Source organism: Streptomyces sp. NPDC030222 (assembly GCF_055573115.1).
The window spans coordinates 198,031-224,029 of record NZ_JBVICA010000005.1; the positions used below are offsets into that span (position 1 = coordinate 198,031).

Consider the following 25,999-nt stretch of genomic DNA (forward strand, 5'->3'; position numbering starts at 1 on the left):
CCTTCCCCCCTCACGTGCCCGCCCCTCAGTGGAGCGGGCCGCCTTTTGACCTCTCGGATACCCCCCAGGGTATCTGAGGCAGCTCCTACGGAGGCTTCCGTGTTCTTCGCCCAGTACTACCTCGACTGCCTCTCGCAGGCGTCTTACATGATCGCCGACGAGACCACGGGCCAGGCTGTGGTCGTCGACCCCCGCCGGGACGTCTCGGAGTACCTGGCGGACGCCGAGGCGCACGGCTTCACCGTGGTCGGCGTGATCAACACCCACTTCCACGCGGACTTCGTCGCCGGTCACCTCGAGGTGGCGGCCGAGACCGGAGCCTGGATCGGCTACGGCCGCCGCGCCGAGACCGAGTACCCCATCCGCCCGCTCGCCGACGGCGAGGCCATCAGCCTCGGTGACGTCACTCTGGAGATCATGGAGACGCCCGGCCACACCCCGGAGTCGATCAGCGTGCTGGTGTACGAGCACGGCGAGGACACCGTCCCGTACGGCGTGCTCACCGGCGACGCCCTGTTCATCGGGGACGTCGGCCGCCCGGACCTGCTCGCCTCCGTCGGCGTGACCGCCGAGGAACTCGGCGCCATGCTCCACGACAGCGTGCAGAACAAGCTGATGGCCCTCCCCGGCGAGGTGCGGGTCTTCCCCGCCCACGGCGCCGGCTCCGCCTGCGGCAAGAACCTGTCGACGGAGAAGCAGTCCACCATCGGCGAGCAGCGCGCAACCAACTACGCGTGCGTGCCCATGTCGCAGGCCGAATTCGTGGGCATCGTGGCCGCCGGCCAGTCCGCGGCTCCCGGCTACTTCGCCTACGATGCCGAGCTCAACCGCAAGGAGCGCGAGCTGTTCGACCCGGCCGCCGCCCCTCGGCCGCTGAGCGTCGAGGACTTCGTCGGCCTCCGTGCCTCCGGTGCCGTGGTCGTCGACGCCCGCGACCCGCAGGAGTTCGCCGCCGGTCATCTGCGCGGCTCGGTGAACGTCCCGGCTGACGGCCGGTTCGCCGAGCAGGCCGGCACCGTCCTGCCCACCGACGCCGACCTGCTGGTCGTCGCCCCGCAGGACCGCGAGGAGGAGATCGTCACCCGCCTGGCCCGGATCGGCTTCGACCGCGTGGCCGGATACCTGCGCTCCCCGGACGACGCCCTGACGGCGCTGGCCGAGGAGGTCACGCCGGCCAGCCGCCTCACCGCCGCCCAGGTCCGTGCCGCCCTGTCGGGCGACAATCCGCCGGTCGTCATCGACGTCCGCAACTGCGGCGAGCGCGGCGAGCACGGCTTCATCGACGGAGCGCTGCACATCGCGCTGGGCGAGCTGCCCCGCCGCCTGGACGAGATCCCGCGCGAGACGCCCCTGGTGCTGCACTGCGCGGGCGGCCACCGCTCCTCCATCGCGGCGAGCCTGCTGCGCCACCACGGTTTCACCGATGTCTCCGACATCCTCGGCGGCTACGCCGCCTGGGCTCTGCTGAACGCACCCGCGGCTGTCTGACCGGCCAACCGCCCCGGCGGACCGGCCCCTTCCCGGCCGCGACGAACCGCCGACGCCCCTGCGGGGAAGCCCTCGGCCCTGACACGGCTTCCTCGCGCGGGCGCCGACCCCCGCCCCGCCCCCTGGCCTCACATATACCCCACCCCGTATTTCTGTGCGGGGTCGCCTCACCACAACGGAGTTCTCATGACGACCGACGCCTCCCGTACCGCCGGCCTCACCCCCACCGCCCTTCAGCAGCTGATCAAGGACGGACGCGGGCCGCGCCTGCTGGATGTGCGCACCCCGGGCGAGTTCCGGACGGTCCACATCCCCGGTTCCCACAACGTCCCGCTGGACATCCTGCGCGAGCACCGCGCCGAACTCCTCGCCCATCTCGACGAGGACGTCGTCCTCGTCTGCCGCTCCGGCGCCCGCGCCACCCAGGCCGAACAGGTGCTCGCCGAGGCCGGTCTGCCCCACCTGCGCGTCCTGGACGGCGGCATGACGGCCTGGGAGGCCGCCGGGGCCCCGGTCAACCGGGGCGAGGCCCGCTGGGACCTGGAGCGCCAGGTCCGCCTGATCGCCGGATCGATCGTGCTCGTCACCGGCGTCGTGGGCCTGTTCGTGCCCGGAGTGCACCTGATCGGCACCGCCATCGGCGCCGGGCTGACGTTCGCCGCGCTCGGCAACACCTGCGCCATGGGCATGCTGCTGTCCAAGCTGCCCTACAACCGCGGCCCGCGCACCGACATCCGCACCGTCATCGCCTCCCTGCGGGACCACTCGTGATCACGCTCGTCCTCGCCGCGTCCGTGCTGATCGGCATCAGCTTGGGCATCCTCGGCGGCGGCGGATCCATCCTGACCGTGCCGATCCTGGTCTACCTGGCCGGGATGGACACCAAGGAGGCCATCGCCACCTCGCTGTTCGTCGTCGGCGCCACCAGCCTCGTCGGGCTCGTCCCGTACGCCCGCGCCGGCCGGGTACGGTGGCGCACCGGCCTTGTCTTCGGCGCGGTCGGCATGGTCGGCGCCTACGGCGGCGGACGCCTCGCCGAGTACATCCCCGGCACCGCCCTGCTCATCGCGTTCGCCTTGATGATGCTCGCCACCGCCGTCGCCATGCTCCGCACACCCCGCAAGCCGAAGCCGGCCAAGCCCGTCCACCGGGAACTCCCCGTCAAGCACGTCATCGCCGAGGGCCTCGTCGTCGGCGCGGTCACCGGCCTCGTCGGCTCCGGCGGCGGATTCCTCGTCGTCCCCGCCCTCGCCCTGCTCGGCGGACTGCCCATGAGCGTCGCCGTCGGCACCTCGCTCCTGGTCATCGCCATGAAGTCGTTCTCCGGACTCGCCGGCCACCTCAACGGGGTCCAGATCGACTGGAGCCTGGCCCTGGCCGTCACGGCCGCGGCCGTCGTCGGCAGCCTCATCGGCAGCCGCTTCGCCGGACGCATCCCCCAGGGCACCCTCCGCAAGGCCTTCGGCTGGTTCGTCGTCGTCATGGGCGTCTTCGTCCTCGGCCGGCAACTGCCCCACACCGTCTGGGCCAGCCCTCTGACATGGACCGGCACCGGACTTGCCGCGGCGACGGCCGGGGCCTGGGCCACCGTACGGGCACGCCGCCCGTGGACCGGCATGAACACGCCCCAGGGAGGCGGCCCCCGCGAGCCGGCCGCACACCCCTGAGTGCCATACCCCAAGGGGTATCCTTGAGCCGACAGCCGATGAGGAGGAGGAACCCGGTGAAGGTGGAAGAAGAAGCGGCGACCGCGGTCCTCAACCGGCTGCGCCGCGCACAGGGCCAGCTCGCAGGCGTCATCGCCATGATCGAAGCCGGCCGCGACTGCAAGGATGTCGTCACCCAGCTCGCCGCCGTCTCCCGCGCCCTCGACCGGGCCGGCTTCAAGATCGTCGCCAGCGGAATGCGCCAGTGCCTCGCCGAGAGCGAGGAAGGCGCACCCCCGATGAGCGAACAGGAACTGGAGAAGCTCTTCCTCACGCTCGCGTGAGACACGACAGCGGCTGGCGGAACATCCGCCGGCCGTCGTCGCTTCGCGCCGCGGGCGGGCACGTGCCCAGCTTCCGCCGGCCCGGCCAAGCGGCGGCAGGCGACGCCGAGGCGGCCGGGGATCAGATCTGTTCCCTGTCGCGATGGTGCCGGAGCCGCCGCCCACGAACTGGTACTTGTTCATGCTGCCGTGAAAGTTGTACGTGCTGATGGCCGTGTACGGACCGTACGGCGGGTTGATCGCCTTGCCGTTGACGTACGCGTAGGGCATGGACACGGTCACCGGCGAACCGAGGTTCGCGCGGGCCGTGTCACGCAACAAGGTCTGTGTCGGCTTCCGGACGGGACGACGAATGCGTCGCGTCGGCGGCCCGGCGGAACCGTTCGAACGCGGAGTCCCCTGGCGGCAGCAGGCCGGCCCGCACCATCGCCGCGCCGAGCTCCAGCTCGCGCTCCTCGTCGGCGCACTCCAGGCCGCACTGGATGATCTGTGCGACCATCTCGGTGGATCCGGCCAGGAAGATCGACCCGCTGTCCGCCTGGTAGAACCAGGCCTCGTAGACGGGTGACCCGTCGGCCACCACGTCCCAGAGCTCGCAGAGGTTCAGCACCGACTCGTCCTGAGGGTCCGAGGAGAGGCGCCGGTCGGCCGGGAGATCCTCATCGTCGTAGGCGGCACCGCAGCGCACGACCTGCTCGGCCTGGATGGGATTGAGCTGCGCCGCCGAAGTGATCTGCCGCCTGTTGGTGAAATCTGCCATGCGCGGAAGCTAGCAGGGCTCACCGACTGCCGTCGCCAAGCCCCTGGGGGTGGGGCAGTGTCCCGCCACGGAAGCCGCCCTTCGAAGTCGTCTGTCGGGGTGGACGAAGCTGTGTGACGTGTTGGCCGGGTACGCCGCGTCGCAGGCGACCTGACCACTCGCCCCCGCGACCGATCCCCGTGATGCTGACGCCGAGGAGAGATCGAGAGGGCTGTGGTGGCGGTCCGGGGCTCGGGATCCGGCGACGCGAATCAGCAGGTGATGGTTGCCCACTTGTGCGCGGGGAAGGTGCGGGTGTCGGATGACCTGCCGCTTGCCAGGACGTTGAGTTCGCCACCGGTTTGCGGGGAGAAGAGCCGGAACGTGAGCGTGGCGTGGCCGGTGGAGTCGAAGGTGCCGCCGGCTCCCGTGGTGTATCCCCGTTGGCCGGGGATCCAGTAGTCGACCCAGACCGGCTGTCCCGCGTACCAGCTCCCCGAGTAGGGAGCGCCGGGAGCGACCTTCACCGTCACGATGTCTTCCCGGGCGGAGACCGGCACTCCGCCGATGCGGTAGGTGACGTCCTCGCATCGCTGGGAGACGTCGGTCACGACGAAGTTGTTCCAGCGTGAGGTGTCAACGCCGGTCGTGTTGTCCCGGGTGCAGGAAAGCAGCGGAGCCACCCACGTGTTGTGGTAGGAGGTGCCGTCGTCCCAGCTGGCCCCGTAGCTGATGTTCAGCTGCGCACCCGCGGGCGGGGAAGCCACCGTGAAGTTGAAGGTGACGTTTCCCTTGACCGGATCGAACTGCCCGCTGGCCGTGCCGGTCTTGCCGGTGCCGGGAACGGTGTAGGTCGCGGTCACCTTCGAGCCGGCCGGCGCGTGCCCAACAGCCTCAAGATTCATGGTTATCCGGTTCACGGGCACCGAGTAGGCCAGCATGCCGCTGCCTCTGGTCTCCAGCGCGCAGTGCTGGTCCGTGCTGGGCGCCACCGGGCCGTCCAAGCCGGCATGGGCGGGAGATACCCCGGCTGCGGACAGGCCGATCACCGCCGCCAGAGTCGCGGCCGGCGCTCTCCAGGATTTCCACGTCATGTCAGATGCTCTCCTCAAGGTGGTTCGTTCAGTGCCTCGGTGTGCGCTTCCACCGATGGCGCTCTCCAGACGCGGCGGTAAGACGCCGGAACAGCACCGACGGTTCCGGTGCCGGCCTTGCTGATCCTCTACCCGCGCCTGCTCACACGCGCCGCGCGTACGGATCCTGCTCTCCCTCCACCGGACTGACCGGCACCGGCTGACGGCGAGGGCCGTCGGCACCGCCGGGGGCCGACCGCAGGCGGGGGCGGCCTCCGGGCATCAAGAACGTGGGGGCGGAGGGGCGGCGGGAGGCGCCGGGGTGAGGACGGCGCCGTCGTAGAGCCGGAACAGGCGTAGCCGGCCGGGGGCCTGGTCGGTCCCGGCGGCCAGGGCGTCCCAGCACTGTGCGGCCAGGGCGCGGGCGCGGGTGCCGGGCCAGGGCTGGGGGAGCAGTTCGGGGGGCAGCAGGGGGTCGGGTTCCATGGCAGCGGTGAAGGACGTCGCCAGCTCGATCGCGTACGTCAGGCGCTCGGTGCCCGTGGGGTGTTCCGGGCCGGAGAGCCGGGCCAGACGGTCCGCGGCGAGCGCGGCGAGCGCCTCGTGGCGGGCCGCGATCTGCTGGAGCGGCCAGAGCAGGGCGGCCAGCCGGGGCGGGGCGGCCTCGTCCCCGACCCGCAGGTCGCGGCTGGTGAGGCGGGTGAGGGAGGGCGTGACGCCGAGGTGGCGGGCGTGGGCCTCGACGATGTCGCCGATCGCGTTCGCGGCGACGTACAGGCCGCCCTGGAGTGGGGCGGCGCCGAGGTGGAGCAGGGTGTCGCGGAGGGCGTCACGGGCCTGCCGGGCGGTCTCGGGGATGGCGAAGGCGAACAGGTGCCAGGTTCCGTCCCAGGGGGCGAGCCCCTGGTCCTGCCGGTAGGCGTGGCGGACGTACTCGACGTCCGGCGCGACGGCGCCGGTGGGGTCGGCGGTGGCGAGCAGGCGGGCCTTGCGACCGCGGCCCTCCTGGGTGAACCGGCGCTCGGCGACGAGTCGTTTGAGGCAGAGCCGGACCTGCTGGTCGGTCATGCCGAGAGCTTCGGCGACGGCGTACAGCTCGCCCGCGTCGACGGTGCCGTCTTCGCGGACGAGGGCGAACACCAGCGTCCGGGTCCCGATGTCAGGGGTGGTGGGCTCCGCTGCGGTGGTGGCCGACGGCCTGCTGGTCATCGCTGCTGCTCCGAGGTGTCGCCGGGGGTGCCGCCGGGGTGTGCCGGGACGGCTCGGTGCATCGTAGTCACCGCGCCGAAGCCCATCAGGCGCTTGAGGTACGGGGTCTGCTCGGTGCGTACGGCGGTGAAGCCGTGCCGCTCGTACAGGGCGCGGGCCCGGGGGTTGACGTCGATGACGTCCAGGCGGACCCGGGAGCACCCGTGTTCGGCAGCGATGACCGCGATCTCCGTCAGCAGGAGGCTGCCGATGCCCGCGTCGCGGTGGGCGGGGTCGACGGCGATGCCGTCCATGACCAGTTCGCCCGGCTCCGGGGTGCGTTCGAGCAGGGCCAGTACGGCGAGCCGGGGCAGGCCGCGGAAGAGCCCGTAACCGGAGAGCACGTCGCGCACGCCGCCGCCGGTCAGTGCACGTCCGCCGAGCTGGTAGCCGGCCACACCCACGACGCGGTCGCCGCCGGGGGTGAGGGCCACGGCGGCGCGGTCGTGGTGGAGGTGGCCGGCGATGAAGGCGCGGCCGTGCTCGGGCGGATTGAGGGCGGCGCCGAGTTTTCGGCCGAAGGCCTCCCAGTACAGCTCGGCGACCCGCTCCTCGGCCCCCCGCGGCACGCCGCGCCGGATGACGACGCCTGTGTCCATGATTCCTCCTCGCGTTCTACGTACGAACATAGTACGGTCGAATCTGAAACGGGCGTTGTAGAAACGATAGTTTTAGGGGGTCGGATGAAACGCAGGCGTACGACACACACACCACGCCGTCGCCGAGCGGTGCGGGCCTCGCTCGCGGCGCTGGCCGCGCTGGTGGTCGTGACGGCGGGCCTGGGCGGGCTGGTGGTGTGGCAGAACACCTACGAGCTGCGGGAGGAGGCCGTGACGGTGCGTCAGGGCGGACGCACCCTGAAGGGCGTGCTGGCCCTGCCCGAGCAGGGAGAACGGCCGTTCCCGCTGGTGGTGTTCGTGCACGGGGACGGTCCGGTCGACGCCACGCACGACACCTTCTACCGTCCGATGTGGGAGGCCTTCGCCCGCGCAGGGTACGCCTCGCTGTCCTGGAACAAACCGGGCGTCGGCGGCGCGCCGGGTGACTGGCTCGACCAGAGCATGGACGACCGGGCCGGCGAAGCCGTCGACGCGATCGCCTGGGCCCGGCAGCGTCCGGACATCGACGGCAGCAGGATCGGATTGTGGGGCGCCAGCCAGGCCGGCTGGGTCCTCCCCAGGATCGCTGCCAGAGATCGCGGGATCCGGTTCGTCATCGCGGTCTCACCCGCTGTCAACTGGCACCGGCAGGGCCGCTACAACCTCCTCGCCGAGCTGCACCGCGACGGCGCCTCCGACGCGGAGGTCGCGACCGCCCTCCGCCGCCGCGAAACCGGCCTCGAACTCCTCGGGCGCGGCGCCTCCTACGAGGAGTACGTCCGGGCCGTGGGCGATCCGCAGGGCATGACCGCCGCCCGCTGGCGGTTCGTCTCCAAGAACCACACCGCCGACGCGAGCGCGGACCTGCCGGCCCTTGGCGGCATACCCGTCCTCCTGGTGCTTGCCGGACACGACATGAACGTGGACACCGCCGACACCGAGGCCGCGTACCGCCGCCTGCTTCCACGGCCGGCGCTGCGCGTCGCCCACTACCCCGACGCCACCCACGGCATGGTCAGACACGCCGTCGAGGACTCCTCGCTGCGCTTGACCCTGACCGCGCTGTGTGCGCCGAGGTCCCTGTTCGCCGAGGGATTCCTGGCCGACCAGCGGCAGTTCCTGACTTCTGTCGACGCCGAAGGAGCCAAGCGATGACCACCGGACCCGCATCAGCGCCGACGACAGCACCGGCCAACCGGCCGGCCTTACCCCGCCTCGCCGACGTCGACGCCCTGCGCGGCTTCGCGCTGTGGGGCATCCTCCTGGTCAACATCACCTTCATGGCGTTGGCGTACCAGGGCACCGGCGTCGCCGACCCCGCGCACGGCTCGGCACTGGACACTGCCGTCCGCTTCGTCACCGAGGTCTTCTTCGAGGCCAAGTTCTACCTGCTCTTCTCCTTCCTCTTCGGCTACAGCTTCACCATCCAGCTCGCCTCCGCGGACCGCGCCGACGCGGCCTTCCTGCCCCGCTTCCTGCGGCGCTGCGCCGGCCTGTTCGTCCTCGGCCTCTGCCACGCCGTGCTGCTCTTCCCCGGCGACATCCTCACCACCTACGCCGTACTGGGCCTGCTCCTGCTCGCAGTGCACCGGATCCGGCCGGGCACCGCGGTGCGCACCGCGGTCACCCTGCTCGCCGTCACCGCCGTCGGCTACCTGCTGCTGGCCTGGGCGCTCGCCGCCACTGGGGGAGGCGGTATCGACTCCGCCGCCGTGACCGAGCACGGCCGTCAGGCCACCGAAGCGCTGCGCGGCGACGCAGGCTCAGTGATCGGCGCGCACCTGCGGCAACTGCCGGACGTGGTGTTCATGCTGGCCTTCTTCCAAGCGCCCGCAGCCTTCGCCGCGTTCCTGCTGGGACTGGCGGCCGGCAAGCGCCGGGCACTGAGCGACCTCGCCCGTCACACGCGGCTCCTGCGCCGCCTCCAGTGGACCGGCTTCACCGTCGGCATCGCGGGCGGCCTGGTCTGGGGGCATGCCGCGCAGGGGTACTCCGGAACCGCGTACCAGCTGGTGGCGGTCGCGGTGGACGTGATCACCGCACCGCTGCTGGCCGCCGCTTACGCCGCCACGGTGCTGCGGACGCTGGCCGGCCCCCGGGGCAGGCGACTGGCGGCGGCCCTGGCCCCGGCAGGCCGGATGACCCTGACCAACTACCTCGCCCAGTCACTCGTACTCGGCTTCGTGTTCACGGGATTCGGCGCCGCCCTGGTCGGCCGGCTCGCCCCCGCGTACGTCACCCTGACCGCCCTGATGCTGTTCGCCGCCCAACTGCTCTTCAGTCGCTGGTGGCTGGCCCGCCACCCCTACGGCCCGGTGGAATGGGCGCTGCGCGCGGTCACCCTGGCCAGGCGCCCGCGGTGGAAGGGGGAGGCGGCATGACGGCGCGCCTGTGGCCGGCAAGGGGTCTGAACCCCGGAGGCCGGGAGGCGGACCCAGGACAGGTGCAATCCTTCATGTTCATGACCGAATACCCCGCGATGACCGTCCTCCGCCGGCCGGGCCACCTGACCGGCGAGGACGACGGGCTCTGTGCCTTGCTGGCCGCCTACCATCTGCAGACCGAGGCGGAGAAGGGCGCGCCGGCCGAAGACTCAAGCCTGTTGCCCGCGCGCTACCAGGCCGAGATCCAGGACCCGAGGGCCGCGTTCGCCGACGACACGGTGTGCCTGGCGCTCGACGGCAGTGCCACCGTGGGATGTGTGGTGGTGACCGCCCCGGCCGACGGTCATTCGGAGATCAAGAGGCTGTGGACCGATCCGGCCCACCGTGGGCGCGGCGTCGCCTCCGCGCTCGTCCACGAGGCGCTCTCCCACTGCGCCGACAGCGGCATCAACACCGTCCGGCTCTCCGTATGGCATTGGCGGACCGCCGCGCTCGCCCTGTACGAGCGGTTCGGCTTCCGCGTGACCGGCTCGTGGGACCCCCGTGAGGGGCTGATCTGTATGGAACGCGGCGGACAGTCGAGTCTCGACATACCGCCGGGCCGTCCGGACTGGAGGGTCGGCCGACAGAAGCCCGGGATCGACCTCGACACTCACGATCGCGTCATTCGTTCGACGGACCGTGAGAAGCGTGTCGCGGCCGCTGAGGGACCGGCCGACGCCCCGGCAGGCAGACCCCACACGATGCCCGTCCAGCCGAAGTGATCGATACCGGGCAGCGGGACGGTCGCACCAACTCTCGCACTGGCTGCACGGGTCGGGGCCGGCCCAGGCGAGGTCGGGGTCGAGGCCGGCACGCTGGGCCGGCTCCACCGACGGGCTCGCGGCCACGTGCTTCTGGGCGCGCGGGTCCGCAATCCATCCGATCCGTCAGGCGTCGAAGCGGTGGCGGGAGGCGTCGATGTGACCGAGGTACCGGTGGGTCCAGTCGCACAGTCCGTCGATCGTCACGCGCAGGGCCTGGCCCGGCTCGGTGAGGGTGTACTCGACCCGCGGCGGTACGACGGGGTGCACCGTCCGCTCGACGAGGCCGTTGCGTTCCAGCATGCGCAGGTTCTGGGTGAGCATCTTGTGGCTGATGCCTTCGACCTCGTTCCGCAGCTCGCTGAACCGCCGGGTGTGGTCCCCGAGCGCTTCGATGATCAGGAGTGCCCACTTGTTGGCGACGTCCGAGAAGATCTCCCGCGCCAGAGAGTCCGCTCGCCTGAGGTCCGCGTCCTCGGGTGAGCCGCTGAGCTGCTTGGTTCCCATCAGGTTCCCCTGTCACCGAAAAGTGCGTTCTTCCACGTCAGCGCTCACTCTCCTATGGTCACCGAGTAACCGCAAGAGAGCGGCTCTGACAGCAACGGAGGCAGGAAGCATGACCATCACCCTGGTGAACCCCAACGGATTGCCGCAGGTCGACGCCTATCAGCAGGTGTCGGTAGCGACCGGGTCGAAGCTGGTCTTCCTCGCCGGGCAGGTCGCCTGGGACGTCGACGGTGCCACGGTCGGGGAGGGCGACCTCGCCGCTCAGGTGGAGCAGTGCTACCTCAACGTAGGCACCGCCCTGGCCGGGGTCGGCGGCTCCTTCGACGACGTGGCGAAACTGACCGTCTACGTCGTCGACTGGACCCCGGACAAGATGCCCCTGCTCCTTGAGGGGCTCAGCCGGGCAGCCGCAAAGCTGGGAGTCACCGCCACGCCCCCCGCCTCGCTGCTGGGCGTCGCGGCACTGCACGTCCCCGACCATCTGGTCGAGATCGAGGCAACCGCCGTTCTCGACTGAGCAGGAGCCCCCGTCCGGGCGGCGAGCCGCCCCCGTGTGCGGCTGTGTGGAGCCGACGGTGGATGTGCGACGAGGCGGCAGGGGATGCCCGATGGGGGCATCGGTGCGGGACACCGAGCGACCGGGTTCCGATCGGCGGTGACTCGGCGGACCAGCCGGGGCCTCGAGGACGGGGCGCCGGCGAGTTCTCCGGGCAGCGGTGCCGGGCCACGCAGCCTGACGGCACGGTGCCGGGGCCGCGCCGTGTGGGCTGGGGGCTCCAGCGCCCGAGGGAGGACCAGGCCGTCGGCTCGCGGTTCTGGGATGTCGGGCGGCCGGGGTGGAGTGTTCAGCGGGTCCAGGCGCCCGCGGTGGCTGCTGCCCGGCTGATCCCGGCCGGCCGAGAGCTCAGGTCGCTGTCGGGCCTTTCGTGTGCGGATGCCGGGTACGCCAGCGCGCGTACGCGGGGGCGACGGCGCAGGTGTCCCGGTAGCCGGCCGCGACCCGGCGCAGGATGTCGTCGCCGTGGCGCGCGAGCGGGCCGTCGCGGTGCCAGGCCAGCACGTGGCGGTACCAGAGGGGGTTGCCGGCCAGGGGGCGTACGGCGGTGCCCGGGACCTCGATGAAGGTGGCCTGGCAGAGGCTGACCGCCAGGCCCGCGCGGACCAGTTCGATCAACGGGCGTCCCTCCGCCTCGTACGGGGCGTACGGGCGGCGCTCTGCCGCCGCGCACACGGTCGACCAGTACTCGCGGGTCCGGTCGCCGTCCGGCCGGGGCACCGCCCAGTCCTCGTCCAGGAGGGCGGTCAGCGAGACCTCCTCCCGTCGGGCCAGTGGGTGAGAAGCGGGCAGCAGGGCGAACACCGGCTCGGTGGCCAGGGGTTGGAGCACCACGCCCTCGCGTTGTGGCAGCCGCTGGTCGGGGTGGTCGCCGAGCACCGCCGCCTCCAGCCGGTCCGCCGCCAGCTCGTCGAGCAGCGTGACAGGAGAGTGCTGGCAGCGCGTCGTCACCCGGGCGTCCGGCAGGACGGCCTTGACGGCCAGGACGAGTTGGCCGAGGAGCGGCGCACCGACCGAGCCGATGCGGACATGGTCGCAGCCGGAAATCCGGTGGGCCATCCGGGCGGTGTCGGTGATCAGGCCGTCGATGCCGGGGAGGACGGCGCGGGCCCGGTCGAGCACCAGCTCCCCGAAGGGGGTGGCGACGACACCTGCCTGTCCCCGGGCGAACAGCACTCCGCCCAGCATGGCCTCGATGCGGCGCAGTTGGGCGCTGATCCCGGGCTGGGTCATTCCGAGCGAGGCGGCGGCACGGGTGAGGCTGCCCGCATCGGCGATCGTGCACAGCACGCGTAGATGACGCACCTCCAGATCCATGGCGCGGATGTTATGGACCGACGACGGCTTTCGGACACCCTCACGCGACCGCAAGCTATGTGAAATGTCACACGTCAAACCATCGAGAGGTCGTGATCGCGTGAGAACGTGGCGTTCCTTCCCTTCCTTGCGCGCCGTCGTCTGGGCACCCGTGCTTGCTGCGCTGCTGCTGCTCCTGCCCGGTACCGCCCCGGCGGCCCGTGCTGCCGCGGACCCGGTCTCCGCCTGCGCCCTGCCCGGGACCACCGGCTGGACGGACGAGGGCCACGGCACGGACTGGTCCGTCTTCAGGCGTCCTGCGGGAACGGTCCGGGTCGGCATGATCTTCGTCGACTTCCCCGACGCGCCCGCCACCGAAGCCCCCGCCGACGACGCCGCGCGGCTCACGCCCGGCGCCGACTGGCTCTGGAACGCCTCCTACGGCAAGGTCTGGCTCGCCGTCTCCCAGCACCGGCAGTGGGTGCGGATGCCCCGCAACTCCACCGCCTACGGCTTCGCACGCGGACTGACGCACGAGACCCACGAGGCGTACGTCAAGGACGCGGTCGCCGCGGCCGACCCGTATGTCGACTTCTCGCGGTACGAGATGGTGTACGTCGTCGCGACGCGGAACGCCTCGGCGATCTCCTTCACGCCCACCTATGTGTACGAACCTGGAACCGTGGGTGTGCGTGCCGACGGCACCCTGCTCAAGTGGGCTGTGACCTTCGGCCAGGACATGTGGCACTGGGGGCCCAAGCTGGTGGCCCACGAGACCGGTCATGCCTTCGGCCTGCCCGACCTGTATGGCTTCACGGGCACCGACCCCCATCGTTTCGTCGCCGGCTGGGACGTCATGGGACTCATCGGCGGACCCGGATCGCAGCCCTTCGCGTGGCACTCCTGGAAGCTCGGCTGGACCGCGGACAGCCAGGTCGTGTGCCGGGCGTCGGCGGGCAGCGACACCGTGTACCTCACCGCGGTGGAGTACGGCAGCGGCACCAAGGCGGCGGTGATCCCCACCGGCCCCCGCACCGCGTACGTGGTGGAGTCGAGACGGGCGGTCCACGCGGACGGCGGCGCCTGCTCGACCGGCGCGCTGGTCTACAGGGTGGACACCTCGGTCCCCACCGGCCAGGGGCCGGTCCAGGTCGTCGACGCGAAGCCGGACGCCACCCCGGCCGCCGGCTGCCGGCCCCTGGACGACGCACCCTTCTGGGTCGGTGAGTCGTTCACCGACGCGACCGCCCGGGTCCGTATCGAGGTGCTCGGCGCCGACGGGTACGGGGAGACCGTCCGCGTCACCAAGTGGTGACCGGCAGGGACGGGCTTGCCCCGGGACCGGTCGGTCCCGGGGCACACCACCGCATGCCGTCCGCCCGTCAGGCGCTCTCGGGGAAGTGGCAGGCCACCTGACGGGCCTCGCCCGGTGCGGCGGTCCGCAGGGCCGGTGCTTCGGTGCGGCAGACCGGCTGCGCTTTCGGGCAGCGGGGGTGGAAGGTACAGCCGGGCGGGGGAGCGGCCGGGCTCGGGGGGTCACCGAGGAGGGTGATGCGTTCCCGGATCCGCTCGGCGGCCGGGTCGGGCAGCGGCACCGCCGAGAGCAGCGCCCGTGTGTACGGGTGGGCGGGCGCACCGTACACGCGTTCCTTGTCGCCGATCTCCACGATCCGGCCGAGGTACATCACCGCGACCCGGCTGCAGACCCGCTTCACCACGGACAGGTCGTGGGCGATGAAGAGGTACGCGAGACCGAGTTCGTGCTGGAGCCGCTCCATCAGGTTGACGATCTGCGCCTGCACGGAGACGTCGAGGGCGGACACCGGTTCGTCCGCGACGACCAGCCGGGGGCTCGTCGCGAGCGCGCGGGCGATGCCGATGCGCTGCGCCTGCCCGCCGGAGAACTCGTGGGGATAGCGGTCGACGTGCTCGGGGATGAGGCCGACGAGCTCCATCAACTCCACCGCCCGCTCGCGTGCGTCGCTCACCGAACTCCCCTGCACCAGCAGCGGGTCGGAGATGATCCGGGCCACGCTCTGCCGGGGGTTGAGAGAGGAGTGCGGGTCCTGGAAGACCATCTGGAGTTCGCGGCGGAGCGGCTTGAGCTCCCGCTGCGACATGTGGCCGATGTCGCGCCCGTCGTACAGGACGGAGCCGGAGGCGGGTTCCAGGAGCCGGACGATGGTGCGGCCGGTGGTCGACTTGCCGCAGCCGGACTCGCCGACCAGCCCCAGGGTCTCGCCGGCCGAGATGTCGAAGCTGACGCCGTCGACGGCCCGGATCGGGGCGGCGCGCCGCCTCCCCGGGAAGGTGGTCGTCAACTCGCGTACGGACAGGAGGGGTTCTGTCTTCATGGGGCGACGCCTTCGTGCGCGGGGAAGTGGCAGGCGGCCGGATGCCCGTCCGGGCCGTCGAGCGCCGGGCGCTCGGTCTCGCAGCGCGAGCGCTCGTCGTCCGGGGCCGCGGCGGCGCGCGGGCAGCGCGGGGCGAACGTGCAGCCCGGTGCCGGGGCGAGCAGGGACGGCGGGCTGCCGGGGATCGCCCGCAGCGGGATGTCGTCCGGGTCGTCGAGCCGGGGCAGGGAGTCGAGCAGGCCGCGGGTGTACGGGTGGGCGGGGGAGGCGAACAGGACGTCCACCGGGGCCTGTTCGGCCGCCCGGCCGCCGTACATGACCAGGACGTCGTGGGCGACGCGGGCGATCACCCCCAGATCGTGCGTGATCATCACGACGGCGAGCCCGCGTTCCTCCTGGATCCGCGCGAGCAGTTCCAGGATCTGGGCCTGCACGGTGACGTCGAGCGCGGTGGTCGGCTCGTCGGCGACGAGGAGATCGGGTTCGCAGGCCAGTGCCATGGCGATCATCACGCGCTGCCGCATGCCGCCCGAGAACTGGTGCGGGTACTCGCCGGCCCGGCGCCGCGGCTCCGGGATGCCGACCTCGGCGAGCGCCTCGACGGCCCGCTCACGGGCGGCCTTCCGGCCGCTGCCGTAGTGGACCCGGTGGTGTTCGGCGATCTGCTCGCCGACGGTGTAGTACGGGTGCAGGCTGGAGAGCGGGTCCTGGAAGATCATCGCCATCTTCCTGCCGCGCAGCCGGTTCAGCTCGCGCTCGGGCAGTCCGACGAGCTCGCGGCCGTCGAGGGTGACGGAGCCGGTGACCTCGGCGCCGGTGTGCAGGCCCATGACGGCGAGCGAGGTGGCGGACTTGCCGGAGCCGGACTCGCCGACGATGCCGAGGGTGCGGCCGTGCGGAACGTCGAACGACAGGGTGTCCACGGCCCGGACGGGGCCGCGCCTGGTCGGGAAGGTGACGGTGAGGTCCCGTACCGACAGAAGGGGCGCGGTGTCGGCCATCAGTACCTCACTCGCGGGTCGACGACGGCGTACAGCAGGTCGACGGCCAGGTTGGCGACGACGATGAAAGCGGCGGCGAGCAGGGTGACGCCGAGGATGACCGGCTGGTCGCCGGTGGACAGCGCTCCGTAGAAGAGCCGTCCGATGCCGGGCAGTCCGAAGATGGACTCGGTGATGACGGCGCCGGCGAGGAGGCCGCCGAGGTCCATGCCGAAGATGGTGAGGATCGGGGTCATGCCGGCGCGCAGCCCGTGCTTGACGACGACCGTGCGGCGGGGGAGTCCCTTGGCGCGGGCGGTGCGGATGTACGGCTCCGCCATGGTCTCGATCATCGAGCTGCGGCTCTGGCGTGCGTACATGGCGGCGTACAGGATCGCGAGTGCCAGCCAGGGGAGCAGCAGGTTGGAGGCCCATCCGAGCGGGTCGGCGCCGAACGGCGTGTACTGCGGATAGGGCAGTAGCCCGGCCACCCGGATGAGCCCGTAGATCAGCATGACCGAGGTGAAGTAGACGGGCAGGGAGGCGGCGGCGACCGCGCCGACCATGAGGGCGCGGTCGGTGAGGGTGTCCTTGCGCAGGGCCGCCGCGACGCCCGCGGAGAGTCCGAGGAGCAGCCAGATCACGGCGGCGCCGAGGGCGAGCGAGGCGGAGACGGGGAGCCGGTCGAGCAGCAGGTCCCACACACCCTCGCTGTTCTCGTACGAGTAGCCGAGGCAGGGGAACTCGCAGCGCAGGGCGTACTGGCCGCTGCCCATGGTGCGGCCGGTGAAGATGCCGGCGGCGAAGTCCGCGAACTGGCGCCACAGCGGCTGGTCCAGGCCCATGTGGGCGCGGATCGCCTCCAGGCGCTCGGCGCTGCAGGACTTGCCGCAGGCCGCGGCGGCGGGGTCGGAGGGCAGGACGTAGAAGATGGTGAAGGTGACCGCGGCGATGGCGATCAGGACGGCGGTGACGCCGAGGAGGCGGCGGGCGAGGTAGAGGGTCACGTGCGGCTCCCCCTCGGGTCGAGGATGTCGCGCAGTGCGTCGCCGAGCAGCGTGAACGCGAGCACCGTCAGGAAGAGGCAGAGGCTCGGGACGACGAAGTACATGGGGTCCGTGTCGTAGAAGGCGACGCTTTCGGCGATCATCTGGCCCCAGGACGGGGTGGGCGGACGGACGCCGACGCCCAGGTAGCTGAGGGCCGCCTCGGTGGCGATCATGCCGGGGATGATCAGGGTCGTGTAGGCGATGACCGGCCCGGCGACGCCGGGGAGGATGTCCCGGGTCAGGATGCGCCAGGGGCCGGAGCCGCCCACGCGGGCGGCGTCGACGTACTCGCGGTGCTTGAGGGAGAGGGTCTGGCCCCGGACGACGCGGGCGATCCCGGGCCAGCCGAAGAGGCCGATGACCAGCGTCATCAGGACGATCCGGTTGACGTCCCGGGCCACCGACATCATCGCGATCATGAAGATGAGGGAGGGGAAGGACATGGTCAGGTCCATCAGACGGGAGAGCACGGTGTCGGTGCGGCCGCCGAAGTAGCCGGCCGCGATCCCGGCCGCTGTCCCCGCGACGACGACGATGGCCGTCGCGGCGAAGGCGATGAGCAGGGAGACCTGGGCGCCGTGTACGACCCGGGCGAACAGGTCGCGGCCGGTGACGGGTTCGACGCCGAGCCAGTGCTCGGCCGAGACACCGCCGAGCGGCCCGATGGGCAGGCCGCCCAGGTACGGGTCGACGGCGCTCTTGTCGAACTCCTCGGGCCCCCAGCCGCCCAGCGCGCTGATCAGCGGGGCGGCCACGGCCATGACCACGAAGAGTGTGACGACGGCGAGGGAGACCTTGACGGAGGGCCGGCGGCGCAGTTCCGCGCGGGCGAGTTGCCAGGGACCGCTGCCCGCGGTCAGGGGCGTGGAGACGGTGGGCATGACTGGCCGGTCCTCAGTTCCCGCTCGTGGCCGGGTTCTTGAGGCCGATCGTCGCGTAGTCGATCTGCCCGCCGAAGGAGGTGTGGCCGAAGGCGCCGGCGATGTTGGTGCCGAGCAGCAGCGGCATGCGCTCGACGACGGCGGGCGCGGTCGGGGCCTTGGCGAGGATCTGCCCGTCGAGCTCCTGCCAGGCCTTGTTCGCCTGGGCCGCGTCGGCCATGGCGGCGATCTCGTCCATCCGCTTCATGGTCGCCTGGTCGCGGAAGAGGGAGTGGTTGCCGGAGTTGCCCTTCTCCTTGATGTAGCGGCCGTCGAAGACGAAGGGCAGGAAGGTCGAGCCGGAGGGGTAGTCGGGGCACCAGCCGGTGTAGACGAGGTCGGTGCGGTTCTTGGTGTCCCCGATCGTGTCGTAGAACGCGGACGGGTCGACGGTCTCGATGGTCACCTTGATGCCCGCGCGGCCCAGGGCCTGCTGGACGGCCTCGGCGACCCCCTTGTCGCCGTTGGACACGGTGATGCTGGTGGCGAAGCCGTCGGGCCGGCCGGCTTCCTTCAGGAGCTGCTTGGCCTTGGCGATGTCGCCGGTGAGCGGGATCCCCAGGGTGTCGGGCTGCTTGCCGCCGTCGAAGAGGGAGCCGGGCATGAGGGCGGTGGCCGGGTCGTTGAGCGCGGGGCCGCCGGAGGCGGTGAGCACGGCCTCGCGGTCGAGGGCGTACTGCACGGCCTGGCGGACCTTCACGTTGTCGAAGGGCGGACGACCGGTATGCATCTGCACCATCTCGGTGCAGTTGGTCGACTCGGCGAGCAGCCGCGCCCTGACGTCGGCCTTGGTGAGCACCTTCGGGGTGGACTCGGGGCGCAGCTTGCCCCAGGACACGGCCGAGGCGTCCGCGCCGGAACCTGCGATGAGCCGGTCGTCGATCTGGTTGGCCTTCAGCCCCATCGTCACGACGATCCGGTCCGGGTACGCCTTGCGGACCTGGTCCGTCGCCGGGTCCCAGTGGGTGTTGCGTACCAGGACGAGCTGCTTGTCGCGGGCGTAGGTCTCGACCTTGTACGGGCCGGAGGAGAAGGGCCGGTTGTCGTACTGGGGTCCCTTGTCCTTCGCCTGGGGCACGGGGGCGAAGGTGGGCAGCACCGTGGCGTAGGGGAACTCGGCGAAGGGCTTGCGCAGTTCGAAGACGATCGTGCGGTCGTCGGGGGTCTTGATCGAACCGAGGTGCTTGCCCTGGGCGGGGCCCTGGTAGCCCTCGGCGCCGGCGAGGTAGCGGGCGGCGTAGTCCGGGCCGCCGGGCAGGTCGGGGGAGAAGGACCGCTCCACGTTGTACTTGACGTCCTGGGCGGTGATGGGCGTGCCGTCCTCGTACTTCAGGCCCTCCTTCAGCCGGAAGGTCCAGGTCTTCGCCCCATTGGAGGGGGTTCCGAGGTCCTTGGCGAGGTCGGGGGTCAACTCGCCCCCCTTCGCGCCCGGTTCGGCCTTGTAGGTGACGAGAGTGCGGTACAGCAGCCGGGTGCCGAAGTCCATGTCGCCCATCACCCAGTTGCGGGCGGGGTCGAGATGGGTGAAGTCCTGGTTGGACAGGACGGTCAGGGTGCCGCCCTTCTGCGGAGTCCCGCCGACCATCGCGCCGTTGTTGGCGGTGACGGGGTTCTTGCGGCCGTTGTCGTCGCCGGCTCCGCTCCCGCCGGAACATGCGGTGACGCCGAGGGTGAGCGCCGCCACGAGGGCGGTGGCCAGAGTGGTGCACGTGCGCTTGTTCATAAGGGTCACTCCGAGTGCGGGCGGACAGCCTGAGACCGGCTGGAATGTGACCCGTAACATAGTAATGTGAAATTGCACTCACAACCCATCGGCGGCTCCGTTACTCATCCGTGTCCCGTCCGCGCCTCGGGGTCCGCCGAGGCCGGGCATGTCCTACGGCGCGCCTCGGCGGGGTCTTGGCAAGCTCGGTGCAATGTGAAATGTTACTAGTGCTCCCGCGCACCGGCGCCACGGAGGCCGCCGTGCGGACCGCCACCGCGAAGGCCGTCGCCGACGGACACCGGTGACCGTCGCCGGACCACCCGCTGACGAAAGGAACCCGTGTGCGGCACCGGCACCTCGGCCCGCATGGCCCGGCTCCATGCCCGGGGTGAACTCCCGCTCGGCACCAACCGGCCGGCTCATCGCCGAGACCGAGGTCGACGACCTGACCGCCGTCGTCCCCACGGTCACCGGCCGGGCCTGGATCACCGGTACCGCCCACTACTTCCTCGACCCGGACGACCCCTTCCCCGGAGGTTTCCTCCTGTGACCACCACCTCTCCGCCCCTCGTCTCCGGCAACCCGGCCGATCCCTCCGACGTGCTCGTGCGGATCGTGTCCCCCGGGGCCTTCGCGGCGGCCGACGCAGTCGAGCGGGCCCGCGCCGCCCAGCCGGACTGGCTGCACGCCGGGGCCGCCGCCCGCTCGGCCGCCCTGGGGGCCGTCGCCGCCGCCCTCGACGAGGCGGCCGGCGAACTGGCCGCGCTCGCCGTACGCGAGGTCGGCAAGCCGATCGCCGAAGCCAGAGCCGAGATCGCGCGAGCCGCCGCGATCTGGCGCTACTACGCCCAGGCGCCCTACGAACCCACCGGCACCGTGCACGAGCCCGCGGCCGGCCCCGGGCTCCTCCTGACCAGGCGTCGCCCGCACGGCGTCGCCGGACTCATCACGCCCTGGAACTTCCCCTTCGCCATCCCGAGCTGGAAAGCGGCCCCGGCCCTCGCGGCAGGCAACACCGTCGTGCTCAAGCCCGCCCCCGAGGCCACCGCCTGTGCCCAGCGCCTCGCCGAGATCGTCCACCAGGCCGTCCCGGCCGCGGTGTTCACCGTTCTGCCCGGTGGTGCCACCGAGGGTGCCGCACTCGTCTCCGCCGCCGACGTGGTCTCCTTCACCGGTTCGACCCCCGTCGGGCAGGCCGTCGCGCGCACCGCGACGGCGCGCGGCATCCCGGTCCAGGCCGAGATGGGCGGCCTGAACGCGGCGATCGTCCTGCCGGACGCCGACATCGAGCGGGCGGCCGGCCACATCGCCGCGGCCATGGCCGGCTACGCCGGTCAGAAGTGCACGGCCACCAGCCGCGTGATCGCCGTCGGTGCGGCGCTCGGCCCCCTGCGCGAGGCGCTCACCGAGGCGCTGCGGGCGCTGCCGGTCGGCGATCCGTCCGACCCGGCGACCGTCTGCGGCCCGCTGATCGGCGAGCGGGCCCGCGACCGGGCCGTCGAGGCGTGGAAGGGGCTGCCCGTACTCGCCGGCGGCACGGTCCCGGCCGGCCCCGGCTGGTACGCGGCACCCACCCTTGTCGAAAAGGTCTCCCCGGGACACCGGCTGCTGCGTGAGGAGGTCTTCGGCCCCCTGGCCGCCCTGCTGCCCGCCGACGACCTCGCCCACGCGGTACGGATCACCAACTGCGTACCGTACGGCCTGGTCACCTCGGTCCACACCGCCGACCTGGGAACGGCCCTGGGCGCCCTCGACCGGGTCGACACCGGAATGATCCGGATCAACGCCCCCTCCACCGGCGTGGACTTCCACCTCCCCTTCGGCGGAACCAAGTCATCCAGCCACGGACCGCGCGAACAGGGCCGAGCGGCCCTGGACTTCTACACCTCCACCCGCACCTACACGCTGTCCCCCAATTGAGCAACGCGACAACGCACTGCGGTGAGTCCGGACCAGACGGAAGGATCACCACCACCATGGGGCACCTGACCCGCCGCGACCTCAACGCGTCCCGGGAGCGGCTGCGCGACCAGGTCGCCCACGCCCTGCGAGCCGCGCTCATCTCGGGGGAGCTGCGGCCGGGGTCGGTGTACTCCGCACCCGTCCTGGCCGAGGACTTCGGCATCTCCGCCACCCCCGTCCGCGAGGCGATGCTCGACCTGACCCGTGAGGGCCTGGTCGAGCCCGTCCGCAACAGGGGGTTCCGTGTCACCGAGGTCGACGAGCGCGACCTCGACGGGTACACCGAGATCCGCGCGCTCATCGAGATCCCGACCGTCGGCCGCGTCACCCGCACCGCCACCCGCGACGAGCTGGAGGCGCTGCGTCCGGTCGCCGAGGAGATCGTGCGCGCCGCCCGCGACCACGACCTCATCGGCTACCTGGAGGCCGACCGGCGCTTCCACCTCGGACTCCTCGGCCTCGCGGGCAACGAACGGCTGGTCGAGACCGTCGGCGACCTGCGCAAGCGGACCCGTCTGTACGGCCTCACAGCTCTGGACGAGCGCGGCAACCTCGTCCCGTCCGCCGAGGAGCACCTGGTACTCCTCGACATCATGCTCACCGGCGACGCCGAGGGCGCGGAGGCGTGTATGACCCGCCATCTGGGCCATGTCCGTTCCCTGTGGGCCAAGGGCGAGAGGCCGGCCGGGACATAGCACGGGATTATGGGCGGCCGAGGGCTCCTCGTGCCGGGCGTCGCGACGCACACTTCAATGCAATGTCACACCTCACCGGTTCGGTCACGCTCACTCGTGGACCGTGAAAGGGATCCATGAACTCCGCCTACGCGACCGTCGACCACACCTTCACCGTTCCTCTGGACCACCGCGTCCCCGATGGTCCCACCATCGAGGTCTTCGCCCGCGAGGTCGCCGCTCCCGCCCGCGTGAGCGAGGAACTGCCCTGGCTGCTCTACCTCCAGGGTGGACCCGGCGGCAAGTCGCCCCGCCCGTCGGCCGGTTCGCCCGGCTGGCTCGACCAGGCACTGAAGACGCACCGCGTACTCCTCCTCGACCAGCGAGGCACCGGCCGCTCCAGCCCCGTCACCGCCCGTTCCGCCGCCCGCTTCCCCACACCCGACGGACTCGCCGCCCACCTCGCTCACTTCCGTGCCGACGCGATCGTGGCCGACGCGGAACTGATCCGCCGACGCCTCTGCGGAGACACCCCCTGGGAGACGCTCGGCCAGAGCTATGGCGGCTTCATCACCCTCACCTACCTCTCCCAGGCGCCCGAAGGGCTGCGCGCCTGCTACGTCACCGGCGGCCTGCCCGGCCTCACGGCCACCGCAGACGACGTCTACGCCCGCACCTACCCGCGCGTCCGCGACCGAGTCCTCGACTTCTACGCCCGCTACCCCGAGGACGCCCCCCGTCTGCGCAAGCTCGCCGACCACCTCGCGACCGGCGACATCCGCCTGCCGAACGGGGACAAGCTCACCCCGCACCGCCTGCGCACACTCGGTCTCATGCTCGGCATGGGGGACGGGTTCGAACGCCTGCACTGGCTGTTCGACGAAGCCCTGGATGCGGACGGCACACCCACGGACATCTTCCTCCACCAGGCCATGACCCTGACGGGCTTCACCGACGCCCCGCTCTTCGCCGTCCTCCAGGAGACGTTGTACGGGCAGGGTGCCGGCCCGACCGGCTGGGCGGCCTCCCGAGCCCTCGCCGCCTTCCCCGAGTTCGCCGCGGACGCCGACCCGCTGCTGCTCACCGGCGAGATGATCTACCCCTGGATGTTCCGGGAGATCACCGGCCTGCGCCCCTTCGCCGATGCCGCCGACCTGCTGGCCGCCCGCACCGACTGGCCACCCCTCTACGACCCGCACCGCCTCGCCGCCAACGAGATCCCCCTCGCCGCGATCGTCTACCACGACGACATGTACGTCGACGCGGGCCTCTCGCTGCGCACGGCACGCGAGGTCGGCGCCACCCGCGTCTGGGTCACCAACGAGTGGGAGCACGACGGCGTCTCCGCCTCCGGCGGCCGCGTCCTCGCCCGTCTGATGGACCTGGCCGCGGGCCGCGCGTGACCCCCGGTCCCGCTCCGTTCCCTTCCCCACTTCCGCCGGCTCCGACAGGAGAGACATGCCCGCGCCGAGACCCCGACCGCGTCCCCTCGCCGCCGTCCTCGCCCTCGCCTCGTGCCTCGCCCTCGCTCCCACGGCCCATGCCGCCCCGCCTGCCTCCACGGCTCCTTCGTCCTCCCCGGCCGCCGAATGTGCGCTGCCCGGCCGGACCGGCTGGACCGACGAAGGGCACGACACCGACCGAGTCCAGTTCCAGCCGGCCACCGGAACCCGCCGTGTCCTCAACCTGTTCGTCGACTTCCCCGACGCGCCGGCCACCGGTGCCACCGAACCGTACGCCGCCCACCTCGCCCCCGCCGCCGACTGGATGCGGACGGCCAGCCACAACCGCCTCCGCCTGGCCGTCGACTCCCTGCACCAGTGGATCCGCATGCCGGCGGAATCGACCACGTACGGTTTCGCACGCGGCCTCACCTTCGAGACCCACGAGAAGTACGTGCGCGACGCGATCGCCGCCGCCGACCCGTACGCGGACCTCTCCCGCTACGACATGGTCTACATCATCCCCACCCGGACCGCGGCGGCGATCCCGTTCTCCCCCACCTACCTCTACGACCCCGCCACGCCCGGTGTGACCGCCGACGGCACCCGCCTCAAGTGGGCCGTGACCTTCGGCCAGGACATGTGGCGCTGGGGCCACAAGGTCGTCGCCCACGAGACCGGCCACACCTTCGGCCTGCCCGACCTCTACTCCTTCACCGGCCCCACCCACCAGTACGTCGGCGGCTGGGACGTCATGGGCAACATCGCGGGCGCTGCCCCGCAGTTCCTCGGCTGGCACTCGTGGAAACTGGGCTGGATCCGCGACCGCCAGGTCGCCTGCCTCTCCGGACCAGGACGCCGCACCGTACGCCTGACCCCGGTGGAACGCCCCGGCGGCACCAAGATCGCCGTACTGCGCACCGGCGAGACCACGGCCTACGTGGCCGAGTCCCGCCGCCTCGGGCGCAACGACGCCTCCGCCTGTTCGAGCGGCGTCCTCATCTACCGGATCGACTCGGCGACCCCGACCGGCGAGGGCCCGGTCCGGATCATGAACGGCAACCCCGCCGCGACTCCGCCCGCCGGCTGCACCCCGCTCGACCTCGCGGCATACCGGCCGGGCCAGACCTTCACCGACCCGGACACCGGGGTCCGCATCGACGTCCGCGCGGGCGGCCCGGCAGGGGACGTGGTCACGCTCAGCGCCACCTGAGTCTTTTCGAGGTCGGCCATGTCCCAGCGGTGGGAACCGGCGAAGACGTCGATCAGGTCGCGGGGCGCCCCCCGGTCGGCGAGGGCACGGACCTTGGTCCCGATCACGTCCACGGTCAATTGCAGCGGCTCCTTCGCGCCGAGGGCGCGGATGCGGCGCGCTGGTAGATCGCCGGAGTGATGCCGTACGCGCGCTTGAACCATCGGTTGAAGTGGGCGTGGTCGGAGAAACCGGCGGATGCTGCGGCGTCCGCCGGTGGCACCCCGCCGGCCAGCAGCTGCCGTGCCCGACGGAGCCTCAGAAGGCGCTGGTAGTCGCTCGGAGCCATGCCGAACTCCGAGCGGAAGGCCCGGTACAGGGCGAAGCGGCTGCAGCCGGCTGCTGCTGCCAGGTCGTCCGCCGACATCGGTTCGAGGAAGGCCTCGTTCAACAGGGCGTGGGCCCGCCGGGCGGCCCGGCGCTGCGCCTCGCCCCCCAGCGTCCGCCTGCGCGGCGCCTGCGTCGCGCCCCGCTCCGCGAGCGCGAGCACGGTGGCCGTGAGGAGCTCCTCCCGCGCCAGGTCGTCGGCACCATGAACCAGCGCCTCGTGCAGACGGGCCAGCGCCCCCGTGAGCACCGGATCCGTCAGCACGGGGCGTACGAACAGCGGCATCGCTCCTGCGGTTCCGTCACCGGCCGCGTCTCCGAGGGTTTCCCGCACCACGGACGGGCCGATGTGCACGATGCGGTACTGATAGCCCAGCTCTGCCGCAGCCTGGCCGTCATGGACCTCGTCGGGATTGAACGCCATCACCATGCCGGCGCCGCTGGTGTGGTGCGCCCCGCGACAGCGGAAGGTCTGCGCGCCCAGGTCGGTGATGCCGAAGGAGTAGGTGTCGTGGCTGTGCGGCGCGTACACGTGATCGAGAAAGTGCGCGTGCATGGCCTCCAAGGGACGGGCCTCGTCCCGCCAGTACCGCACCCAGCTGTCTCCGTTCCGCATGGCCCCATTGTGGCCGCGCGCACGAGCGTTCAAGA

At 71.7% G+C, this 25,999-nt stretch carries 25 protein-coding genes and 1 pseudogene; 14 read left to right on the top strand and 12 right to left on the bottom strand.

What is annotated here, in order from left to right:
* Positions 1-99 precede the first annotated feature (99 nt).
* From ACZ4Z5_RS09720 to ACZ4Z5_RS09735, 4 genes are all read left to right on the top strand, one after another.
* Entirely contained in the window at positions 100-1,488 is a 1,389-nt protein-coding gene (locus ACZ4Z5_RS09720; RefSeq protein WP_468259154.1) for an MBL fold metallo-hydrolase, read from the top strand.
* A gap of 186 nt (positions 1,489-1,674) precedes the next feature.
* Positions 1,675-2,259, top strand: coding sequence for a rhodanese-like domain-containing protein (locus ACZ4Z5_RS09725; protein WP_468259155.1), 585 nt, complete (start codon positions 1,675-1,677; stop codon positions 2,257-2,259).
* Positions 2,256-3,155 carry a sulfite exporter TauE/SafE family protein gene (locus ACZ4Z5_RS09730; protein ID WP_468259157.1) on the top strand — a complete coding sequence of 300 codons (900 nt, stop codon included), beginning with the start codon at positions 2,256-2,258 and terminating at the stop codon, positions 3,153-3,155. The genes ACZ4Z5_RS09725 and ACZ4Z5_RS09730 overlap by 4 nt, the downstream gene beginning before the upstream one ends.
* A 38-nt stretch (positions 3,156-3,193) precedes the next feature.
* Positions 3,194-3,478, top strand: coding sequence for a metal-sensitive transcriptional regulator (locus ACZ4Z5_RS09735; protein WP_383780948.1), 285 nt, complete (start codon positions 3,194-3,196; stop codon positions 3,476-3,478).
* Positions 3,479-3,788: 310 nt separating this feature from the next.
* Here the strand turns inward: ACZ4Z5_RS09735 and ACZ4Z5_RS09740 are convergent, their stop codons facing one another.
* The 4 genes from ACZ4Z5_RS09740 to ACZ4Z5_RS09755 form a co-directional block, all read right to left on the bottom strand.
* Positions 3,789-4,238: a hypothetical protein gene (locus ACZ4Z5_RS09740; protein ID WP_468259159.1), complete on the bottom strand. Its 450-nt coding sequence runs from the start codon at positions 4,236-4,238 to the stop codon at positions 3,789-3,791.
* Between the two features lie 251 nt (positions 4,239-4,489).
* Positions 4,490-5,311 (bottom strand): hypothetical protein, encoded by an 822-nt coding sequence (locus ACZ4Z5_RS09745; RefSeq protein WP_468259161.1) that lies wholly within the window; start codon positions 5,309-5,311, stop codon positions 4,490-4,492.
* A 261-nt stretch (positions 5,312-5,572) separates the two neighbouring features.
* Positions 5,573-6,499 (bottom strand): PaaX family transcriptional regulator C-terminal domain-containing protein, encoded by a 927-nt coding sequence (locus ACZ4Z5_RS09750; RefSeq protein WP_468259164.1) that lies wholly within the window; start codon positions 6,497-6,499, stop codon positions 5,573-5,575.
* Positions 6,496-7,137, bottom strand: coding sequence for a GNAT family N-acetyltransferase (locus ACZ4Z5_RS09755; protein ID WP_468259167.1), 642 nt, complete (start codon positions 7,135-7,137; stop codon positions 6,496-6,498). The genes ACZ4Z5_RS09750 and ACZ4Z5_RS09755 overlap by 4 nt, the downstream gene beginning before the upstream one ends.
* An 84-nt stretch (positions 7,138-7,221) precedes the next feature.
* On the opposite strand from ACZ4Z5_RS09755, the gene ACZ4Z5_RS09760 reads away from it, so the two are divergent.
* The 3 genes from ACZ4Z5_RS09760 (at position 7,222) to ACZ4Z5_RS09770 (ending at position 10,285) form a co-directional block, all read left to right on the top strand.
* Entirely contained in the window at positions 7,222-8,292 is a 1,071-nt protein-coding gene (locus ACZ4Z5_RS09760) for an alpha/beta hydrolase family protein (RefSeq protein WP_468259169.1), read from the top strand.
* The gene (locus ACZ4Z5_RS09765) at positions 8,289-9,518 is read left to right on the top strand and encodes a DUF418 domain-containing protein (protein WP_468259172.1); all 1,230 of its coding nucleotides are present in this window, start codon (positions 8,289-8,291) and stop codon (positions 9,516-9,518) included. Before ACZ4Z5_RS09760 ends, ACZ4Z5_RS09765 begins: the two co-directional genes overlap by 4 nt.
* A gap of 80 nt (positions 9,519-9,598) precedes the next feature.
* Entirely contained in the window at positions 9,599-10,285 is a 687-nt protein-coding gene (locus tag ACZ4Z5_RS09770) for a GNAT family N-acetyltransferase (RefSeq protein WP_468259175.1), read from the top strand.
* A 165-nt stretch (positions 10,286-10,450) separates the two neighbouring features.
* On the opposite strand, the gene ACZ4Z5_RS09775 is transcribed toward ACZ4Z5_RS09770, so the two are convergent.
* A complete protein-coding gene (locus tag ACZ4Z5_RS09775; protein ID WP_468259177.1) occupies positions 10,451-10,831 on the bottom strand; it encodes a winged helix-turn-helix transcriptional regulator in 381 nt (126 codons plus the stop codon).
* Between the two features lie 109 nt (positions 10,832-10,940).
* On the opposite strand from ACZ4Z5_RS09775, the gene ACZ4Z5_RS09780 reads away from it, so the two are divergent.
* Positions 10,941-11,348, top strand: coding sequence for a RidA family protein (locus tag ACZ4Z5_RS09780; RefSeq protein ID WP_468259180.1), 408 nt, complete (start codon positions 10,941-10,943; stop codon positions 11,346-11,348).
* A gap of 387 nt (positions 11,349-11,735) precedes the next feature.
* Here the strand turns inward: ACZ4Z5_RS09780 and ACZ4Z5_RS09785 are convergent, their stop codons facing one another.
* The gene (locus ACZ4Z5_RS09785; RefSeq protein ID WP_468259183.1) at positions 11,736-12,704 is read right to left on the bottom strand and encodes a LysR family transcriptional regulator; all 969 of its coding nucleotides are present in this window, start codon (positions 12,702-12,704) and stop codon (positions 11,736-11,738) included.
* Between the two features lie 127 nt (positions 12,705-12,831).
* On the opposite strand from ACZ4Z5_RS09785, the gene ACZ4Z5_RS09790 reads away from it, so the two are divergent.
* Positions 12,832-13,998, top strand: a complete 1,167-nt coding sequence (locus ACZ4Z5_RS09790; protein WP_468259185.1) for a M6 family metalloprotease domain-containing protein — start codon at positions 12,832-12,834, stop codon at positions 13,996-13,998.
* A 67-nt stretch (positions 13,999-14,065) separates the two neighbouring features.
* Here ACZ4Z5_RS09790 and ACZ4Z5_RS09795 read toward each other — a convergent pair whose 3' ends face one another.
* The 5 genes from ACZ4Z5_RS09795 to ACZ4Z5_RS09815 are packed head-to-tail and all read right to left on the bottom strand — an operon-like array spanning position 14,066 to position 19,709.
* A complete protein-coding gene (locus ACZ4Z5_RS09795; RefSeq protein ID WP_468259187.1) occupies positions 14,066-15,037 on the bottom strand; it encodes an ABC transporter ATP-binding protein in 972 nt (323 codons plus the stop codon).
* Positions 15,034-16,038, bottom strand: a complete 1,005-nt coding sequence (locus tag ACZ4Z5_RS09800) for an ABC transporter ATP-binding protein (protein ID WP_468259189.1) — start codon at positions 16,036-16,038, stop codon at positions 15,034-15,036. The genes ACZ4Z5_RS09795 and ACZ4Z5_RS09800 overlap by 4 nt, the downstream gene beginning before the upstream one ends.
* On the bottom strand, positions 16,038-17,024 hold the full coding sequence (locus ACZ4Z5_RS09805; protein WP_468259192.1) for an ABC transporter permease: 987 nt from the start codon (positions 17,022-17,024) through the stop codon (positions 16,038-16,040). The genes ACZ4Z5_RS09800 and ACZ4Z5_RS09805 overlap by 1 nt, the downstream gene beginning before the upstream one ends.
* A complete protein-coding gene (locus tag ACZ4Z5_RS09810; RefSeq protein ID WP_468259195.1) occupies positions 17,021-17,947 on the bottom strand; it encodes an ABC transporter permease in 927 nt (308 codons plus the stop codon). Before ACZ4Z5_RS09810 ends, ACZ4Z5_RS09805 begins: the two co-directional genes overlap by 4 nt.
* Before the next feature lie 13 nt (positions 17,948-17,960).
* Positions 17,961-19,709 carry an ABC transporter substrate-binding protein gene (locus tag ACZ4Z5_RS09815; RefSeq protein ID WP_468259197.1) on the bottom strand — a complete coding sequence of 583 codons (1,749 nt, stop codon included), beginning with the start codon at positions 19,707-19,709 and terminating at the stop codon, positions 17,961-17,963.
* A gap of 324 nt (positions 19,710-20,033) precedes the next feature.
* Between ACZ4Z5_RS09815 and ACZ4Z5_RS09820 the strand changes: the two are divergent.
* The 5 genes and pseudogenes from ACZ4Z5_RS09820 to ACZ4Z5_RS09840 form a co-directional block, all read left to right on the top strand.
* Positions 20,034-20,241: pseudogene (locus ACZ4Z5_RS09820) on the top strand (proline racemase family protein); the annotation flags it as partial.
* Entirely contained in the window at positions 20,238-21,611 is a 1,374-nt protein-coding gene (locus ACZ4Z5_RS09825; RefSeq protein WP_468259200.1) for an aldehyde dehydrogenase family protein, read from the top strand. The pseudogene ACZ4Z5_RS09820 and the gene ACZ4Z5_RS09825, both read left to right, overlap by 4 nt.
* Positions 21,612-21,667: 56 nt before the next feature.
* On the top strand, positions 21,668-22,348 hold the full coding sequence (locus tag ACZ4Z5_RS09830; protein WP_468259203.1) for a GntR family transcriptional regulator: 681 nt from the start codon (positions 21,668-21,670) through the stop codon (positions 22,346-22,348).
* 116 nt (positions 22,349-22,464) lie between these two features.
* Complete coding sequence (locus ACZ4Z5_RS09835) at positions 22,465-23,730, top strand: alpha/beta fold hydrolase (protein WP_468259206.1); 1,266 nt, start codon at positions 22,465-22,467, stop codon at positions 23,728-23,730.
* A gap of 55 nt (positions 23,731-23,785) precedes the next feature.
* Positions 23,786-24,982, top strand: coding sequence for a M6 family metalloprotease domain-containing protein (locus ACZ4Z5_RS09840; protein WP_468259208.1), 1,197 nt, complete (start codon positions 23,786-23,788; stop codon positions 24,980-24,982).
* Positions 24,983-25,097: 115 nt separating this feature from the next.
* Here the strand turns inward: ACZ4Z5_RS09840 and ACZ4Z5_RS09845 are convergent, their stop codons facing one another.
* Positions 25,098-25,964 carry an AraC family transcriptional regulator gene (locus tag ACZ4Z5_RS09845; RefSeq protein WP_468259210.1) on the bottom strand — a complete coding sequence of 289 codons (867 nt, stop codon included), beginning with the start codon at positions 25,962-25,964 and terminating at the stop codon, positions 25,098-25,100.
* Positions 25,965-25,999 lie beyond the last annotated feature (35 nt).

Bases quoted from the DNA above. Each gene is read 5' to 3' on its own strand.
- ACZ4Z5_RS09725 (WP_468259155.1), top strand. From the start codon at position 1,675: ATGACGACCGACGCCTCCCGTACCGCCGGCCTCACCCCCACCGCCCTT.
- ACZ4Z5_RS09735 (WP_383780948.1), top strand. From the start codon at position 3,194: ATGAGGAGGAGGAACCCGGTGAAGGTGGAAGAAGAAGCGGCGACCGCG.
- ACZ4Z5_RS09740 (WP_468259159.1), bottom strand. From the start codon at position 4,238: ATGGCAGATTTCACCAACAGGCGGCAGATCACTTCGGCGGCGCAGCTC.
- ACZ4Z5_RS09745 (WP_468259161.1), bottom strand. From the start codon at position 5,311: ATGACGTGGAAATCCTGGAGAGCGCCGGCCGCGACTCTGGCGGCGGTG.
- ACZ4Z5_RS09750 (WP_468259164.1), bottom strand. From the start codon at position 6,499: ATGACCAGCAGGCCGTCGGCCACCACCGCAGCGGAGCCCACCACCCCT.
- ACZ4Z5_RS09755 (WP_468259167.1), bottom strand. From the start codon at position 7,137: ATGGACACAGGCGTCGTCATCCGGCGCGGCGTGCCGCGGGGGGCCGAG.
- ACZ4Z5_RS09760 (WP_468259169.1), top strand. From the start codon at position 7,222: ATGAAACGCAGGCGTACGACACACACACCACGCCGTCGCCGAGCGGTG.
- ACZ4Z5_RS09765 (WP_468259172.1), top strand. From the start codon at position 8,289: ATGACCACCGGACCCGCATCAGCGCCGACGACAGCACCGGCCAACCGG.
- ACZ4Z5_RS09770 (WP_468259175.1), top strand. From the start codon at position 9,599: ATGACCGAATACCCCGCGATGACCGTCCTCCGCCGGCCGGGCCACCTG.
- ACZ4Z5_RS09775 (WP_468259177.1), bottom strand. From the start codon at position 10,831: ATGGGAACCAAGCAGCTCAGCGGCTCACCCGAGGACGCGGACCTCAGG.
- ACZ4Z5_RS09780 (WP_468259180.1), top strand. From the start codon at position 10,941: ATGACCATCACCCTGGTGAACCCCAACGGATTGCCGCAGGTCGACGCC.
- ACZ4Z5_RS09785 (WP_468259183.1), bottom strand. From the start codon at position 12,704: ATGGATCTGGAGGTGCGTCATCTACGCGTGCTGTGCACGATCGCCGAT.
- ACZ4Z5_RS09795 (WP_468259187.1), bottom strand. From the start codon at position 15,037: ATGAAGACAGAACCCCTCCTGTCCGTACGCGAGTTGACGACCACCTTC.
- ACZ4Z5_RS09800 (WP_468259189.1), bottom strand. From the start codon at position 16,038: ATGGCCGACACCGCGCCCCTTCTGTCGGTACGGGACCTCACCGTCACC.
- ACZ4Z5_RS09810 (WP_468259195.1), bottom strand. From the start codon at position 17,947: ATGCCCACCGTCTCCACGCCCCTGACCGCGGGCAGCGGTCCCTGGCAA.
- ACZ4Z5_RS09815 (WP_468259197.1), bottom strand. From the start codon at position 19,709: ATGAACAAGCGCACGTGCACCACTCTGGCCACCGCCCTCGTGGCGGCG.
- ACZ4Z5_RS09830 (WP_468259203.1), top strand. From the start codon at position 21,668: ATGGGGCACCTGACCCGCCGCGACCTCAACGCGTCCCGGGAGCGGCTG.
- ACZ4Z5_RS09835 (WP_468259206.1), top strand. From the start codon at position 22,465: ATGAACTCCGCCTACGCGACCGTCGACCACACCTTCACCGTTCCTCTG.
- ACZ4Z5_RS09840 (WP_468259208.1), top strand. From the start codon at position 23,786: ATGCCCGCGCCGAGACCCCGACCGCGTCCCCTCGCCGCCGTCCTCGCC.
- ACZ4Z5_RS09845 (WP_468259210.1), bottom strand. From the start codon at position 25,964: ATGCGGAACGGAGACAGCTGGGTGCGGTACTGGCGGGACGAGGCCCGT.